The organism is Tunturiibacter gelidiferens (genome assembly GCF_014201335.1).
In the GTDB taxonomy this organism is placed as follows: domain Bacteria; phylum Acidobacteriota; class Terriglobia; order Terriglobales; family Acidobacteriaceae; genus Edaphobacter; species Edaphobacter lichenicola_E.
Window position 1 is genome coordinate 265,840 of sequence record NZ_JACHEB010000008.1, and the last position, 16,161, is coordinate 282,000.

General features: G+C 55.3%; 15 protein-coding genes. 9 read left to right on the top strand and 6 right to left on the bottom strand.

The features are described 5' to 3' along the window. Positions 1-97: 97 nt before the first annotated feature. From HDF14_RS17320 to HDF14_RS17330, 3 genes are all read right to left on the bottom strand, one after another. Positions 98-946, bottom strand: a complete 849-nt coding sequence (locus HDF14_RS17320) for a YihY/virulence factor BrkB family protein (RefSeq protein ID WP_260698349.1) — start codon at positions 944-946, stop codon at positions 98-100. 72 nt (positions 947-1,018) lie between these two features. Next, positions 1,019-1,507, bottom strand: coding sequence for a thioredoxin family protein (locus tag HDF14_RS17325; RefSeq protein ID WP_183979053.1), 489 nt, complete (start codon positions 1,505-1,507; stop codon positions 1,019-1,021). 129 nt (positions 1,508-1,636) lie between these two features. Continuing rightward, positions 1,637-2,737 carry a VWA domain-containing protein gene (locus HDF14_RS17330; RefSeq protein ID WP_183979055.1) on the bottom strand — a complete coding sequence of 367 codons (1,101 nt, stop codon included), beginning with the start codon at positions 2,735-2,737 and terminating at the stop codon, positions 1,637-1,639. Between the two features lie 411 nt (positions 2,738-3,148). On the opposite strand from HDF14_RS17330, the gene HDF14_RS17335 reads away from it, so the two are divergent. From HDF14_RS17335 to HDF14_RS17345, 3 genes are all read left to right on the top strand, one after another. Then, entirely contained in the window at positions 3,149-4,699 is a 1,551-nt protein-coding gene (locus HDF14_RS17335) for a sensor domain-containing diguanylate cyclase (protein ID WP_183979065.1), read from the top strand. Positions 4,700-4,846: 147 nt separating this feature from the next. Beyond that, positions 4,847-5,713 (top strand): alpha/beta hydrolase, encoded by an 867-nt coding sequence (locus HDF14_RS17340; RefSeq protein WP_183979067.1) that lies wholly within the window; start codon positions 4,847-4,849, stop codon positions 5,711-5,713. A gap of 244 nt (positions 5,714-5,957) precedes the next feature. Then, positions 5,958-8,324 carry an EAL domain-containing protein gene (locus HDF14_RS17345; RefSeq protein WP_183979069.1) on the top strand — a complete coding sequence of 789 codons (2,367 nt, stop codon included), beginning with the start codon at positions 5,958-5,960 and terminating at the stop codon, positions 8,322-8,324. Positions 8,325-8,362: 38 nt separating this feature from the next. Here the strand turns inward: HDF14_RS17345 and HDF14_RS17350 are convergent, their stop codons facing one another. The 3 genes from HDF14_RS17350 to HDF14_RS17360 all read right to left on the bottom strand — a co-directional run bounded on the left by HDF14_RS17350 (position 8,363) and on the right by HDF14_RS17360 (position 10,013). Further along, complete coding sequence (locus HDF14_RS17350) at positions 8,363-8,623, bottom strand: GlsB/YeaQ/YmgE family stress response membrane protein (protein WP_183979071.1); 261 nt, start codon at positions 8,621-8,623, stop codon at positions 8,363-8,365. Between the two features lie 140 nt (positions 8,624-8,763). Beyond that, on the bottom strand, positions 8,764-9,153 hold the full coding sequence (locus HDF14_RS17355; RefSeq protein ID WP_183979073.1) for a DUF6979 family protein: 390 nt from the start codon (positions 9,151-9,153) through the stop codon (positions 8,764-8,766). Between the two features lie 143 nt (positions 9,154-9,296). Further along, positions 9,297-10,013, bottom strand: coding sequence for an ROK family protein (locus HDF14_RS17360; protein ID WP_183979075.1), 717 nt, complete (start codon positions 10,011-10,013; stop codon positions 9,297-9,299). A gap of 588 nt (positions 10,014-10,601) precedes the next feature. Between HDF14_RS17360 and HDF14_RS17365 the strand changes: the two genes are divergently transcribed. The 6 genes from HDF14_RS17365 (at position 10,602) to HDF14_RS17390 (ending at position 16,142) form a co-directional block, all read left to right on the top strand. Next, positions 10,602-11,054 (top strand): TonB family protein, encoded by a 453-nt coding sequence (locus HDF14_RS17365; protein WP_183979077.1) that lies wholly within the window; start codon positions 10,602-10,604, stop codon positions 11,052-11,054. A gap of 167 nt (positions 11,055-11,221) precedes the next feature. Next, positions 11,222-11,383, top strand: coding sequence for a hypothetical protein (locus HDF14_RS17370; protein WP_183979079.1), 162 nt, complete (start codon positions 11,222-11,224; stop codon positions 11,381-11,383). 338 nt (positions 11,384-11,721) lie between these two features. After that, a complete protein-coding gene (locus tag HDF14_RS17375; protein WP_183979081.1) occupies positions 11,722-13,158 on the top strand; it encodes a DUF418 domain-containing protein in 1,437 nt (478 codons plus the stop codon). A 414-nt stretch (positions 13,159-13,572) separates the two neighbouring features. Next, positions 13,573-13,935, top strand: a complete 363-nt coding sequence (locus HDF14_RS17380; RefSeq protein WP_183979083.1) for a hypothetical protein — start codon at positions 13,573-13,575, stop codon at positions 13,933-13,935. A 63-nt stretch (positions 13,936-13,998) separates the two neighbouring features. Beyond that, on the top strand, positions 13,999-14,754 hold the full coding sequence (locus HDF14_RS17385) for a response regulator transcription factor (protein ID WP_183979175.1): 756 nt from the start codon (positions 13,999-14,001) through the stop codon (positions 14,752-14,754). Then, positions 14,751-16,142 carry a HAMP domain-containing sensor histidine kinase gene (locus tag HDF14_RS17390; RefSeq protein WP_183979085.1) on the top strand — a complete coding sequence of 464 codons (1,392 nt, stop codon included), beginning with the start codon at positions 14,751-14,753 and terminating at the stop codon, positions 16,140-16,142. The genes HDF14_RS17385 and HDF14_RS17390 overlap by 4 nt, the downstream gene beginning before the upstream one ends. The last annotated feature ends 19 nt before the right edge of the window (positions 16,143-16,161 follow it).

Sequence of the window (16,161 nt, forward strand, 5' to 3'; positions counted from 1 at the left end):
TGAGTTCAAAGATTTCTTCATGGGCTGCTTGCGGAAACTTTCTCACCATCCCAACGTTCGAATGGTATGACCAGTAGGTTTGACTTCCCTCGCAATTCTAACCGGGTGCAAGGGTATTTGGAGTGGGGGGCTGGGAATGAGGGTGGAAAAAGCGAGAGTGGAACTCGGCATTGAACTCGGCCCCGCAAAGAACGCAGAGCGAGATGATGTAAAGCCAGAAGAGCAGCGCAATGCCGGCGCCGAGTGATCCATAGACCTGGGAGTAGTTGGCGAAGCGCGTGACGTACCAGCCAAAGATGACCGTCGCGAGGAACCACATCGCGGTTGAGAAGAAAGCGCCGGGGAGGGTGCGCTTCCAGGACTGCTGCATGGGCGTTCCCATGTGATAGATCAAGGCTGTGATGCCGATGCTGCCTGTGAGTGCGACGCTCCAACGGATGAGAAGCGCGAAGATATAGACCGGAGTGCGGGCAGAAGGAGTAATGTGCACAGCGAGCCAGGTCGTCATGAAGTGACCAAAGACCACGAGAACGCTGGCCAGCGCAAAAGGTATTAGCGAGAGTGGAACCAACACGAGAGCACGAAGGCGGCGCTGCCAAAAAGTCCAACAATTGACAGGAAGGTCATTGGCGCGGCGGAGCCCCTCCATAATTGTGGCGAGAACACTTGAGGCTCCTGTGAGGCTGACCAGGAACGCGACGCTGAGAGCGTGAGTCGAACGGGCGGTTTCCGGCGAAGAGACGAAGTAGCTCTGAAGCAGTGGGCTGACGTCTGGCGGGAGGATGCGATCGAAAAAGATGGAGAACTGGTAACGCAGCGGGGCGGTATCAGGAACCATACTGATCATCGCGGCGGCGACAATCAGCGCCGGGAAGAGCGTGACGATCGCGGAGTAGGCGGTGGACTGGGCGAGGTTGAGACTATCGTGCCTTATCGCACGGAGCAAAGTTCCATGTAGGATCCCGGGAAAACCTAGGAGTTTTCTCATGGAAGCAGGCCGGAGGATGAAGGATGCAGGCTACGCCTTCCACCGATTAAGGAAGGCAGTGACAGCCTCAACACTGGTGTGTTCGAACTCCTTCTCGTGTTCGGCGTAGAGGAGGTTGCCGTGGGCGTCGATGACAGCGAGAGAAGGAATGCCATGGGCGATGGGAACATGATACTTCTTTGCCACGTCCACGTTGTGGTCGACATGCCCGGTATCGATATGCACAACAAGGAAGTGTTTCGCGAGGAGCTCTGTATTGGGGCTCTGCCGATAGTAGTAGTCGAGAACCTGGCAGTCACCGCACCAGTTTGCGCCGAAGTCGAGGATAATGCGCTTGTGTTCGCGGCGAGCGGTGACCATTGCGGCCGCAATATCGGCGCTGGCGTTCGCGGTCTCTGGATAGAGGTTCCTGTTAACCATGAAGACGGATTGTGCAGTAGCTGGAGCAAGAGAGGTGACGGTGAGCGACAACAGTACTGTTGCAATCGTAAGAAGGATATTGTTGAGTTTCGTATTCATGAGACAACCTGTTCGAGTTTCGTGGAAAGTGGCATATGGCTGTGCGATGAAGCGTCGCAGCGCTATTCACGATGATGCACGAAGATTGCAGCGTGACGCAAAACTACGGGTTAGAAAGACCAAGATGGGTCACTTTCCGCCGTAGTACCCGTGACGGGTCTGAATAACCAGACCTTTCTGACGTAAATCCACTGCAACCTGATGGTAGCCGTTGGACGCCGCATCCTGAGTAGGGGTGTAGCCGAGGCGGTATTGAGCTCGAAGCTCTTCAGCTATCTGATTGTAAATCTGGGCGACATCCTGATTTTTCTTTATCTCAAATAGGCGTCCGCCGGTCTCCTGTGCCATGCGTTCTAGGATCTTCTTACCATCAACGTGACTCTGGCTCGGATAATTGCCTCCATTACCCCCACCATTTCCTCCCCCTGGATATCCCCCGCGGCCACCTGGGTAGCCGCCGCCAGGATATCCGCCTCCAGGAAAACCACCCCCAGGATAACCGCCATGTCCGCGCTGTGAATTGTTGTTCTGTGGATGGAACTCCTCGCCTTTGAAGTAAATGGCATAGATGATGGTATCGGCTCGCTGGGCAGCTTCGATGGAGCGGACGAGATTCTCCTTACTGTTTCGATCGACGCCATCGGAAAGAATGACAAGCGCTTTACGGCCGGTCTGCTTGCTCATTAGCTCGTCTGAGGCAAGAAAAAGAGCGTCATAAAGAACGGTCCCTCCGCGAGCACGACTCCGGGTGTCGGTATCGTCGTCGGCTGAGGATGCACCGGGGCTGTCGATTTCTTTGAGCGCCTTCTGGAGGAGCGGACGTGAGGTGGTCAAATCCTGCAACAACTCGGTTTGACGCGCAAATTGGATAACGAAGGCCTGATCCTTCGGATTGGTCAGCATCTGATCGAGGAAGGTACTGCTGGCCGTACGCTCTTCGTCGAGGACACTTCGCTGCGATTGGCTCGTGTCCACCATCAGACCCAAGGTAAGCGGGAGGTTCGTATCCTTATCGAAGTAGCGGATGGTCTGAGGTTTGCCGTCCACCTGAAGGGTAAAGTCGTCCTTCGTAAGATTCTGGATGAGTGCTCCTTTCTTATCGCGGACGACGACCGGGAGATTGACCAGGCGGGCGTCGACGGCGATCGTCGGCACCGTGGTGGAGGGCGATCCATCTGGCGGAGCTGTTTTTTGCTGTTGGCTGTGGCCTGGAACGCAGAGGCTAGCCATGAATAGGACAACGACCACTAGAACGGGCCGGAGCAATTGGCAGGTGATCATGTGAGTTTAGACGGTTCCGGATTGTTCGGGTTTCAATCCGACGGTGGTTTGCCTAGACGTTTCTGCTGACGAGAAATCTCCGGCTTGCTACTATCGAGTCATCGTTTCAACCTGATCTTCTGTTTCCGGTTTTCGGATTCTAGTGAGGTGCTGCCAGAAGGTAGGTTCTGCACTCGTGAGGTCATTATGTGTCATCGACTTCTGCTGCCATTACAAATCACCGGCGAACCTTTAGGATCAACAGTCGCGATTTCTGAAGAAGCAGGGCGAAGGATAGTATGGGGTCCTCCGTGCATGAACCTGTCAGACAACCCCCTTGCAGTATGCTGAGATTGTTGGGAGATGCAGAACGAGAGTGCGATGGACATAGTCAAAAGCGTTGGCGAAGCGTCGCTCGATGTGGAGCTGAATAATTGTGCTGCCGCTGAGATTCATAATGCTCAAACAGAGTCCAAGCCTCTTCAATGGGGACACCTGACTGCGACATTCATCGTTCTGCTGCTGTTTTCCTGGCTGGGAATCGTGCTTTCGCGACAATCGGACGGAGTTGCGACGATCTGGTTCACCAATGGACTTTTGTTTGCGCTAGTGGTGGCGCGGCCGAAAAGCACCTGGGTTCCTTATTTTATTGTGGGCTTCCTGGCCGATACCTTGGCCGATGTGATTTATGGTGACCCGCTGCGGCTGTCAATCGGCGTCGCGGTCGCCAACTCCGTGGAAGTGATCACTTCGTCTCTACTGTTGACGCGGTGGTTCGGCAGTCCTCTGCAGCTAACCAAACGCCTTCCGTTGCTGGGTTTTCTTGGAATCGCGGTGGTGGGGGCGACAGCGCTGACCAGTGCACTGGGAGCTTCGTGGACTCTACTCTTTGTGAACGCGGGACCCTGGTGGATGCTGTTTCGCACTTGGTATCTCGGGGATGTACTGGGTATGGCCATTATTGCGCCATTGGTCTTCATTCTGCAGCGGCCAGGCTTTTTCACAATGCTGCAAAGTCAGCAACTACCCAGGACACTATTATTACTGATGGTGCCGGCAGCCGCGACAGCACTGGTGTTCAGCCACAGCAAGGACCCGCTAATCTTCTTTATCTTTCCCGCACTGTTGCTCGTAACGTTCAGATTGGGCTTTCCTGGCACTGTCCTCGCCGTATTTGTGATCGCGTTGATCTCGATCTGGTTCACAGTTACCGGACACGGTCCATTGATGCTGATTACCGGGACAAATCTGCTCCACAAGATCGTGATTGAACAGATCTTCCTCGCGGTAGCACTTTTCACCTTCTTCCCGGTTGCGGCCCTGCTCGAGGAACGAAAAGCACTCGAAATATCGCTGCAGAAGAGCGAACTGCGATATCGCGAGTTGGCTAACGCGGATGCATTGACGGGATTAGCGAACCGCCGAGCTTTCGATGAAAGGTTGGAGGAGGCGTGGAATCGGGCGACACGCAACGAGCAATCGTTGGCGCTACTGCTGATCGACGTGGATCTTTTCAAAGCCTATAACGACCTCTACGGACACGTCGGTGGAGATGAGTGTCTGCGCTGCATCGCGAAAGTGATTGCGAGCGCACTACAGGGTAGAGCTGAAATTGCCGCGAGGTTTGGAGGCGAAGAGTTCGCCGTCATCCTTCCAAACACGACGATGGAGACCGCGGTGCAGGTCGCCGAAGACGTCCGGCACGCGGTTGCTGGAATGAAGGTGCCTCACTCGGGAAATCAACTTGGAATCCAAACAATCAGCGTAGGAGTGGCGGCAGGAGTACCAAACCGGAACTCCGCGGCGATATCTTTGCTCACAGCCTCCGATCACGCGTTGTATCGCGCGAAGTATTTGGGACGCAACCGAGTGGAGTCTGCAGCCGCCGTAATAACTCGAAACGAGATGTCCACTGCGGATTCAACGGCTTGAAGTTTAGGACTGCCACCACGCATGAGAAGCATGTATCTTAACGGGACGATGAAACAACTTCTTTGGCTATCACTTGGTTGTTTCTGTGGATGCCTTGGAGTAGGGTGCGCCTCGACCTCGGCTACGGCTGCTACGTCAGCGCACTCCGTGGCCGTAGAACCGGCAACCGCAACGAAGCCTCCCAAAGGCTTCGCAAAGGCTGTGGCGCTATGGCCAAACGGAGCACCCGGTGCTTTAGGTGACGGGGAGGGAGATATCCCTAAAATCTATGTGTATCCGGCGCCGGGGTCCGGCGTACATTCCGCCGTCATCGTGATCCCAGGGGGCGGTTACTTCCACCTGGCGATCGAAAAGGAAGGGGGCGAGGAGGCGCGCTGGCTGAATGCGCACGGCGTGACTGCTTTTGTGTTGGAGTATCGACTCGGCCCAAGATACCACTTTCCTTCCCCAATGTTGGATGGGGCACGGGCGATGCGCTATGTTCGCAGCCACGCGGCAGAACTGGGAGTAGCAAGAGACAAGATTGGGCTGTGGGGTTTCTCGGCAGGTGGTCATTTGGCGAGCTATCTGGCGACCGTGAATGACAACGGTACTTCGGGCGCTGAGGATCCAATCGATAGAGTTAGCGACCGACCCGACTTCGCCATTGTGTCCTACGGGCGATACACGATGGACGACTCGATACCCAGGAAAACGAATATGGAAGGGCTGTTGGGTGACCATCCTACGAAGGCGATGCTGGACTCCATCTCGGTGGTGAAGCGAGTGACGAAAAACACCTCTCCGTGCTTCATCTTCTCGACTACAGCCGACCAGACGGTAAATCCGATGAATGCAACGGCGTTCTACGACGCACTCAAACAGGCAGACGTGCCCGTGGAGCTGCACATCTTCGAGCTTGGGCAACACGGAACCGGAATGGCGCAAGGGATCAAGGGAATGTCCGAAATAGCCATCTATCCCACCCTGGTCGCAAACTGGATGGAAATGCATGGCTGGATGTCGCAGGAGTAATATGCCGTGGAGATCTTCCAAGCAAGATGGACTCGAAATAATTGATCCTGGGCTGCAAGGAACAAATAGACTGCACTTGGCGTCGCTGCAGAATGCCGCGGAATAAGGAGTCGAAACAAGCGTTCCAGGAGATATCCGGACACTACATATTTTATTGCGAAAGAGTGGCTTCGTTTGTTTACGCTGGCAGACGGTAGGAAAACACGATGCTGGCACTATTCTGGCTTGTATTTCGAGGTATTTCTTGAAGGCTTCTGCGCTCGACTCCCAGCGATCCTGGGTTTGGAAGACAATTCTCTCAGCGGTGGCGGTTACGCTGACGGTGACGCAACTCTGGCGAGTCGATCATGGAGCTGCGGTTGGGAAGTTGAGCACCATTATCATCATGATATCGGGCACTGCGATTGCAGTGTGGGCCCTGTGGCGCGAATATAGCCGCGTGGGGAAGATGAGAGGGATTGAACAGGCGCATTCGCAGTTTTTGGCAGCGGCTGAGACCAGCCTTGATGCCTTTGGGCTCTTTGAATCTGTGCGAGATGAAGCGGGCAGGATTTCGGACTTCCGCGTGTTGTACGTCAACGCCAACGTCGAACGACTGGTGGGACAATCACGATCCGAACTCCTCGGAAAGACGCTCTGCACGGTGACCCCAATGAAGGCTTCGGGTTCGATGTTTGGCCGGTTTTGCAGGGTTGTCGAGACGGGCGAGTCTTTGAATGACGAGTTCCCGGTAAGCAATGCGAATATCAAGGCGTCCTGGTTGCAAATCCAGGTCGTCAAGCTCGGTGATGGGCTTGCCATTACCGTTAGTGATATTAGCGAAGCCAAGGAGACCCAAGAGCGATACGAGCACCTTGCGGAGTTCACTGACTCCGTTTTTCAGAACGCTCCCTTCAGCATCGTCACAACCGATACGCGGGGAATGATTACAGCAATGAACAGCGAGGCGGAAAAGCTGACAGGCTATCGCTGTGAGGAACTAGCCGGAAAGGCCTCGCTAACGATCCTCCACGATGAGCGAGAGCTTTTGGGCAGGGCCGTCGCTATAGACTCCGCCGCGACATTAGAAGAACACGGGTTCGAAGTTCTGACGGCGGGCGCAGCCGCGGGAGAGACGGAGGAGCAAGAGTGGACGCTGATTAGACGTGATGGGACGAGAACTCCAATCAATCTTGCCGTGAGAGCAGTGAACACCCCAACTGGTCACGTGAGCGGCTTTGTGAGCATCGCGTTCGATATTACTGATCGCCGTCAAATGATGGAGTATGTCACACACCTGGCCACGCATGACCAATTGACAGGGTTGACAGGGCGAGCGCTGCTGCAGGACAAGACGGTCCAGACGGTAGAGCTGGCACGACGCTACGGAACAAAGGTTGCGGTCTTTCTGATCGATTTGGATCACTTCAAACGCATCAACGACTCCTTGGGACATACTGCGGGAGACCAGATCTTGATCGAGGCCGCGCAGAGATTGAGCCGCTCGGTACGCAGCACGGATGTGGTGGCACGGGTAGGTGGAGACGAGTTTGTGGTGGTGATGCCGGACATCACCAACGTGGACGACGTTGAGCAGTGTGCGGCCAATCTGGTAGCCAGGTTGGCGCCAGAGATCTCAATCGAAGGGCACTTGGTGCACGTAACGGCAAGTGTCGGTGTTTGCATTTACCCGGACTTCGCAAGCGACGCCAAGCACCTGCTCAAGCGAGCAGATTCAGCGATGTATGCGGCGAAAGACAATGGGAGAAACCAGTTCCAGATCTTCAGCGAGAGCATGCTGAAAGAGACGGCGGAACGTCTCACGATGGAGCACGCGTTGCGCCACGCTTTGGGAAACAAAGAGCTCAGCATGCACTACCAGCCCCAGATCTCGTTGACGACTGGAAGAGTGACCGGCATGGAAGCTTTACTGCGCTGGACTCATTCCAGACTGGGGAGCATCTCGCCGTCGCAATTTATTCCGTTGGCAGAAGAAACCGGACTGATCGTTCCCATCGGGGAATGGGCCTTCATGACAGCGTGCTGCGAGGGTAAAGCCTTGCGAGATGAGCTTGATATGGATCTGACGGTTTCAATCAATCTGTCACCACGACAGTTTCAACAGAAGAATCTAGTTCATGTGGTTGAACATTCGCTCTCGAAGAGCGGCTTGTCCCCTGACAAACTGCAGATCGAGATCACAGAAAATATGTTGATGGTGAACTCCGAGCATGTTCTGGACAAGCTGCAGAGAATGCGGGAGTTGGGAGTCCGTATCTCGATTGACGACTTCGGCACTGGCTTCTGCAGCTTCTCGTATCTGCTGGAATATCAGGTCGATCGATTGAAGATCGATCAGAGCTTCGTGAAGAAGGCAGGAACCGATGCAAACGCTGCGGCGGTAGTTCGAACTATCATCGCAATGTCTCACGGACTCAACATCAAGGTCGTGGCAGAAGGCGTCGAGACTGACGAACAGATGCGGTTTCTGTTGCGCAGGAAGTGCGACGAAGCGCAGGGGAATTTTATTGCGAAGCCAGTGCCGCAGGCAGAGTTCTGTGAGGTAGTTCGTCGTTACGCAAACAGCCCTTCTTCTCCAGAGTCGGAGCCGGTGTCTGGGTTGGTTCGGTAATCGCTATTGCTAAATGTTCGAGATCTTGGCTGTGATCGCTAGGTAGTCGCCCGGCTGCGCCTGATCAGATGATAGATGCCTAACAGGATGAGGGCTCCTACCAGAGACATTAGAAAACCAGCCGATTGGTCAGGCTCGTAGTGACCGATCGCGCGTCCGAGGAAGGTTCCAAGGAAGGACCCGGCTATACCGATCAACATGGTGATGAAGATGCCGCCGGGCTCTTTGCCTGGAATTATGAACTTGGCGAGCGCGCCGACGATCAGACCGATGAGAGCCGTCCAAATCAGATGCAGCATAGCTTATCCTCCATGTTGGTTTCCGGGGCGGCCGGAGACATCTCGATTGATGGGAGAAGAATACTCCTACTTGCAGCCGATGCAAGAGGTTGATTCTGCGAGACTCCGAGATTTTGTTTGGTGTAACCGGATGGGAGGGTTCAGGCGCTGCGGACGATCAGGTCGTTCTTCCAGAGGGCTATTACAACATCCATCTGGCTGTTGTGTGCGATGTCTTCGCCGTCGGTGACCTCGGCCCAGAGAGCGTTGACCGTCTTGTGGGTCCCGGCGCTGAGAAGCGACACGGCGCGAAGGGTATAGGCCTTGGCTTTGTTGGAGGGGGCGTACTGGCCGGCAGGGATGCCCTTGACCAGACCAGCTTCGCAGAGGCTAAGGAAGGCGAAGCGGGGCCCTCCCTTTCGCTGGGCCGCGGGGCTCGTGGGATAGAGTTTGGCGGTCGCCTGCTCCCAGCGTACTGCAGGAGTGATGGCCTTGCCGTAAGTCTCCATGCGGGCCGCGATGAGGGCGGCTTCACCGTATCTGTTCGCCATGGTGTTTCTCCTGTGAGGATTGTTTCAGACTCAGATAGAAGCCGCGATTGATGTTCGCACGAGATTATGTGGCCAGTGAGTATGCGGCCTCGTCAAGGCTGCATACTCACTGGCGTAAACGTCGTGCGTCGCTCCCAATCTGGTCAGGTCTTTGGTGTTTGCTTGGTCGAACTTTGCTTGGCGGGGACGTGATTTGCGAGCTCGGGATCGACGTCCTGCCAGAGCTTGATGCCGCCGTCGATGGCGTTGCTGTTTGCGCCGAGAATCACGTGGTTCGGCAGGTCCTTCATCCGCTTGGCGTTACCGCCGCCGAGGAGCACGGTATCGCAGACCATGCCGGCCTTAAGGCGATTGATGATGTCCAGGACGGACTTTCTCCAACGCCTGACACCCCGGCGTTCGAGGCCAGCGACGCCGATGTATTGTTCATAGGTGAGGCCTTTTTTGTAGGGCAGATGAGCGAGTTCGAGCGGGATGACGACGCCATCGAAGATCATCGCTGAGCCCAGGCCGGTGCCGGTGCCGAGGAAGAGCATGCGGCCGCCCTTATAACCACCGAGAGCTTGCATGGCGGCATCGTTGATGAAGCGGAGCGGCTTACCGAAGGCCTTTTCGTAAGGAAAATCGATCCAGCCTACGCCCAGGTTATGGGGCTCGGCGATGGGACGATGGTGGACGACCGGACCCGGGTAGCCGATGGAGATACAGTCGTAGGTCCAGCCAGCGGTGGCGGCGAGCACGTCCTTGGTCATCTCTTCCGCGGTCATGGTGGGACCGGAGGGAATCTTGACGGGGACGCGCATGTCGGTCGAGGCAACCTTGATGTTGGTGCCCCCTATGTCTATGACCAGAACTTTCATTGAATTGGATGTTAGCAGCGTCGCGGATACCTTTGGGGAGCATAGCGGAAACTGACTGAGAATCAGAGGTACACCCCCCGGGGGTGATATCACGCAAGTATGGCTTTATCAGCCACTTACTACTTAGCCCTTCTCTAAAGTCTTCACAATAAATGGCTTATAGGCAAAGTCTTCATTCCATTGAAGTTATGCTTATCCATCAATGCCGAGTTCTTCCGCCTGATTCGATTCTACAGAACGGCGCGTAACTGATACGCAACACAAAAGCCTTACCGGACGCGGGTTTTATCGTCGGCGGGGGTTGACATGCGTTTTTTCGGCGAAATTTGCATGTCTGTGTCTCAACAAAGGTTGTGGGTTTTTCCTGGTTGTGCGGTGAGCAATCTTCGTTAACTGTCCAAACTTTTAAGCGAAGAAAAAGCGAGTCTACGATAATGAAGACGTCAAGAAAAATTCTCTCGGGCGGCCTCTTCTCCAAATAAATCATTAGAAATACATGGCTTATGCTTTATTCTACATTTTTATTGACAATCATATTTTATCTGGTTTATTGTGGTGTTGGGCACACTTGCCCCAGGAATTGATATTATGCGTCGAGTCATTGTGGCCACCCTCGCCCTGTCCCCCATGTTGCTTCACGCTCAGGCAAATTCGCCTGCAAAAACCCAGACCACTGCCTCCAACACCCTGCGCTCTGAGCTGGTTGCCCCAACGTTGACCGGTTCAGATACCGCTGGCACAACGTCTTCTATCCGCGTCTCGACCGGAGTCAACGCTCCTAAGTTGATCTATACCGTCGGAGTTGAATCAGACTCTGACTTTTCTCCAGCGACCTCGTTTGAAAGAACCGCTGTCGTTTCGATGACGGTCGACCCAAGCGGCAAGCCGACCGATCTGAAGATCGTCCAGTCGGTGAACCCCGTAATGGACCGCAATGTTCTGAACGCAGTTAGCCAGTATCGCTTCACTCCTGGCACCCTGGATGACCAGCCCACTGCAGTTCCTGTGAATCTGGCGGTAATTTTGAAGGCGCCTCGGTAGTTAATCGCTTTAGCGGCAGCCCTTCCCTAAAGATGTTGGGTTTAAATAGAAAAGACAGGCTCTATCGAGTCTGTCTTTTTCTGTTGGAGCGATTGGGTCGTCATTGCGAGGCTGCGGGTGTTGCAGCGGGGGTTTGCTGGCCTTTGCCGCTGGGATTCGGATGGAAGATGATAAAGAGCGCAATCGAAGCGATCACGATGCAGGTGATGACGATGAGCAGGACTGGACTGCAGAAGGCTGGTCTTTTGTCGGGTGGCGGGACTGGGGAGGATGCCATGGGTGGTTGGATGCAGAATGGGCGAGAGTGCGATTTCTTTCTGATGCGGTGAAGCGGTGATTTCGGATAGGGCGGTAGGTGAATGGTTCTTTTTTGATGATGTGATCGGGTTAGAGCGCCTAAATCGATGGAGTGAAATTGCGGGGAACCAAAGATAAGCGACAAACGTAAGTGCAGGCTATAGAGCTTGGTTTTTTTCTTCAGCGGTCGGGGCGTGGCGAGAGGTTTCTCTGGAGAGCGACTTGCTTGGGAACCGTAATGATGAGCAGGATCAAGCAATTTCGCTTGATTGGCGGCAGTGCGGATGGAATACTGCGGGTGAATATACGGTGAATGAATTGTCGCGCACGGGCCTGGGCCGAGAAACTTGCGAGTGCTCCTGGAGGAGTGATGGCGAGTGTTACTGGATTAGGTGTCGATGAGGGGATGATTGCGTCGGGAGCTCCCGAGGAACTGGCTGGACCGGCGCATGAGGAGTTGAGCGCAACGAGGCCGGTTGGACGTGCGGAGCGGATCAGCAGCATGGACGTGCTGCGGGGCTTCTCGCTGATGGGCATCCTGGTGATGAACATCTGCGACTTTGCGTATGGATTCAATAACTACGCGTTTCCGCTGAGCACGGTGAAGCCGGTATTCGATGGACCGCACTGGAAGATCAACACCACGATGTGGTTTCTGCGCTGGATCTTTGCTGAGGGCAAGATGCGCGCTCTGTTTTCCATGTTGTTTGGGGCGGGCGTGATTCTGCTGACGGAGCGAGCGCTGTCGCGCGGGGCTGGGATCAAGGCGGCAGATATCTTTACGCGGCGCAATATGTGGCTGGTACTGATTGGGATGCTCCATGGATACCTGATCTGGGACGGCGACATACTTTTCTACTATGGCGTGGCGGCGCTGCTGTTTCTGTTTCCATTCCGCAATGTTCGTGTGAAGCGACTGATGTGGACTGCGGGGATCATTTTGTTCCTGAACTCGATCCTGATGATGGGCGGTCAGTACGGCAGCGCTTATAGCGCGAAGAAGGCGGCGGCGAAGGCTGACGCGAAACTGGCGCAACACCAGACGCTGACCGAGGATGAGATCAGCGATCTGAAGAAGTGGAAGAATGCCCAGGACCGCTGGCGTGCACCGGATAAGAAAAAGTTTGAAGACATCGCCCCCATGCAGAAGGGCTACTGGTCGGCGCAGGGGCACGTCGCTCAAAACGTTTTGTTAGGCGAGCTGAAGGGGGCTTACTTCGGGTTTGGCGACTGGGTGGGGCTGATGCTACTCGGCATGGCGCTGTACAAGAATGGATTTCTACCGGGCCGGCTGAGTATGAAGACGTATGCGTGGATTGCTGTGATCGGGCTTTCGGTCGGCTGGGCGGTGACTGGCATTGGCGCGTGGAAGGCGTGGGCCGGACACTTCGACATGTTCAATACGTATATCTGGATGCAGGCGCCGTATGACATCGGAAGGATTGCGGGCGCGCTGGGAAATGCTGCGCTGCTCTTGATTCTGATAAAGGCGGGAGTGTTTCGGTGGCTGCTGGCGCGGGTTGCGGCTGTGGGACAGATGGCGCTGTCGAATTATTTGCTGACGAGCCTCACGATGAAGACGATCTTCGTGTGGGGAGCGTGGCACTGGTATGGCTATGTGGAGTACTACAAGATTTACTATGCCGTACTGGGGATGTGGATCTTCAATATGGCGTTCAGCTCAGTCTGGCTGCGGTACTTTGAGTTTGGACCGATGGAGTGGGTGTGGCGCTCGCTGACATATTGGAAGCGGCAGCCGATGCGGATTCGAGCATCGACCGCGGCTCCAGTTACGGTTTCGCTTTAAGAGAGCTTCAGCTCGCGGGATGATGCCCGTGATGCTTGACGTATTGCGAGAGCGATTCGAACTTGGACTCCTTGAGTAGTTCGCCGAGAGTACGCTCGCCGTCCCAGTCGGGGCGAAGTGCTTTCCGTAGTGCTCACGCAGGTGTTTGATCTTCGTGGTGGGATGCTTGTGGTCGATCTGCCCGTCTTTGTCACGGGAACGACCGTCGAGGCCTGGATTTTTGGGGCTGTCGCTCATATTGGCTCCTTGACCGCGATTGAAGGATTGTTGGTTTGAGGTTCGTTGTCAGGCCCTCTGTCGAAGTCGGGGCCAACCACCCTCGGACGCCAAATTAAGACTTCTTATGATTCGCGGGCGATGACCGATGCTTCAATCAATCTAGCTGCCAGCTAGCTGGAGCAAAGAGGGGGTAACTTGAAAAAGCTATTGATCACAATCCTGGCCATGGTTTCATTCGCGAGCGTCTCGTATGCCGCAGGAAAGCACTCTACCAGCATCACGCTTTATGACAAGGTCTATGTGGGAAGCCACCTGCTCAATCCGGGCGACTACTCGGTCAAGTGGGCGGACGGCTCCAATGAGTTGTTTATCTCTGGAAATAAAACTAACTTCTCGGTGCCAATGACCACCGCAGCGGCCCCGTCTGGTCCGCTTGCTCTCTCCGTCGATCACGAGGGAGATAAGTCTGTGCTTCGAGGCTTGAAAGTGCAGTCGACAAGCATCACAATTGTAGATTCAGATTCTAAGCAGAGCTCCAACACGAACTCTGCTCAGTAGTGACGTTATGACAGGTCGATTCAGAGAGGACGAAGCCGCGGCGGCGCGGGGGGTTCGCGCATGATGAGCTCAGCCGCAGGCTCGTCCTCATCCTCTGAGTCGTGGCCGTCTTTACTTCTTGTGGACGATGACGTTGAACTCTGCCGTTTGATGCGGCTCTATCTTAATCGCGCCGGATACCAGCTGACCTGTAGCGTCGATGGGCGGGATGGCGTGGCACAGGCACTGTCGGGTGCCTACGACCTGATGTTGCTCGACGTTACCCTCCCGCTTCTCGATGGGTTCGAGGTCCTGCGTCAGACGCGCCGCAGCAGCAGCATTCCCACGATCATGCTGACCTCCAGAAGTCTGTCAGCCGATCGGCTCAATGGTTTCGACAAAGGAGCGGATGATTATCTCTGCAAGCCCTTCGAGCCCGAAGAACTTGTTGCCAGAATTCGCGCCGTCCTTCGACGTTCCCAGGCACCTAAACAGGAGGCCGGCTGGCAGAGCTTTGGAGCCATTCGCATCTCTGAATCAAGCCGCCAGGTGCTGAGCGCCAATGTAGAGGTCGACCTCACAACTGTCGAGTTCGACCTGCTACTTATGTTGAGCCGGGCTTGCGGCCGCGTGGTGAAGCGCGATGCCCTGACGATAGCGATACAGGAGCGCAAGCCCAGTTTCTTCGATCGCAGCCTGGACGTGCACATCAGTCACTTACGCGCCAAGCTTGGACGGGCGGGAGCAGGAATTCAGACGGTGCGCGGCGTTGGATACCTGCTAGCCACCGGAGATCCCGCAGCCGTACCACCCGCTGCCACAGAAGAGTACGTCCGATGATGCGCTCGCTCTCAACTGCGGTCAGCATTGGCTGCCTCTTTGTTTTGGTTATTTGTTTATTGCTGGCACACGGCTTCTTCGACAAGATGGACCGGGTCAGTATCGAGCCTGTCTTTCATACCATGGACCGCATCGAGTTGCAGGACGCGCGTTCGGCGCTCGAAAACGGCGGGCTTCCTGCTCTGCGGACCTATCTTGCCCGGCTCGATGCCGACTTCGGGGGCACACACCTTCTGCTCGATCGTTCTGGAAGAGATGTTGAAAATGGTGTCAACCACTTCGACTTACTTCCGCCCGCGCCGTTGACCCGTGCCCGTGGCGAACATCATGGCATCTTCGATCTCGAACAGCAATCCGACGACGGGGCCTACTGGTTCGTTGCCACCAAGCCAATCCAATCGACACCTGTATCCTTCGTTTCGTTTTATCTGCTCATCATAGGCATCGTGCTTAGCCTGGGCGCTCTTTGCACGGGTTATATAGTACTGCCCTTACGAAGGACAGCGGCTATTGTCGGTAGTTTCGGTGTCGGCAATATGGGAGTGCGGATACGAGCAACACGCAAGGACGAGATTGGCATCCTGGCTCGCTCATATGACTCGATGGCGGATCGAATCGAGGGTGCATTCAAAAGGGAGCGGCAGTTGTTGCAGGACCTCTCTCACGAACTACGCGCTCCGCTAGCGAGATTGAGTTTTTCCACGAAGTTGGCCCGGACCGCGGAAGATCAACAAGCCGCCCTGGACGAGGTCAAGCGGGATCTGGATCGTCTGGGCTTCCTAGTCTCGGAGTTGACTGCGCTTAGCATCAGTCCTCTGGGCGGAGGCGAGGACGACAGGCAGAACACTCTGATGGATCTGGAGACGATGGTCGCCGAATCGGTTCACGATTGCAGGTTGGAGTCGACTGCAAAGCAGTGCTCGATTGCGTGCACAGGTTCGGCGCCGGAGCTTATTCTCGGTCGCCCAGAGGATCTGAAACGAGCCATCGACAATGTTCTGCGCAACGCCGTCCGCTATTCGCCGCAAGGGGCGACGATCGAAGTTGTTCTCAAGCAGAGCGCAGAGTGGTCCACTATCTCGGTGCGCGATTTTGGACCGGGCGTGCCGAAGGATCTACTCGATCGAATCTTTGATCCGTTCTTTCAGGTGGACCCTGCCCGCTCGGCGTCGCAGACCAACCTGGGTCTGGGCCTGTGCATTGCGAGACGAGCGATTGAATCGCATCATGGGGTCATCAGTGCCATGAATGCATCGCCTGGCCTCCGCATCTCGCTTGCTGTGCCAAATCAGTTGCGCTCAGTGGGACAGAGGAACGAAGTGCGAGACGCAGGCGATTCGGGCAACTATGTCCAGGAGCGGGAAGTTGGGGCTTCCGTCGAAGGGTGAAGTGGGCACTGAGCTGGGG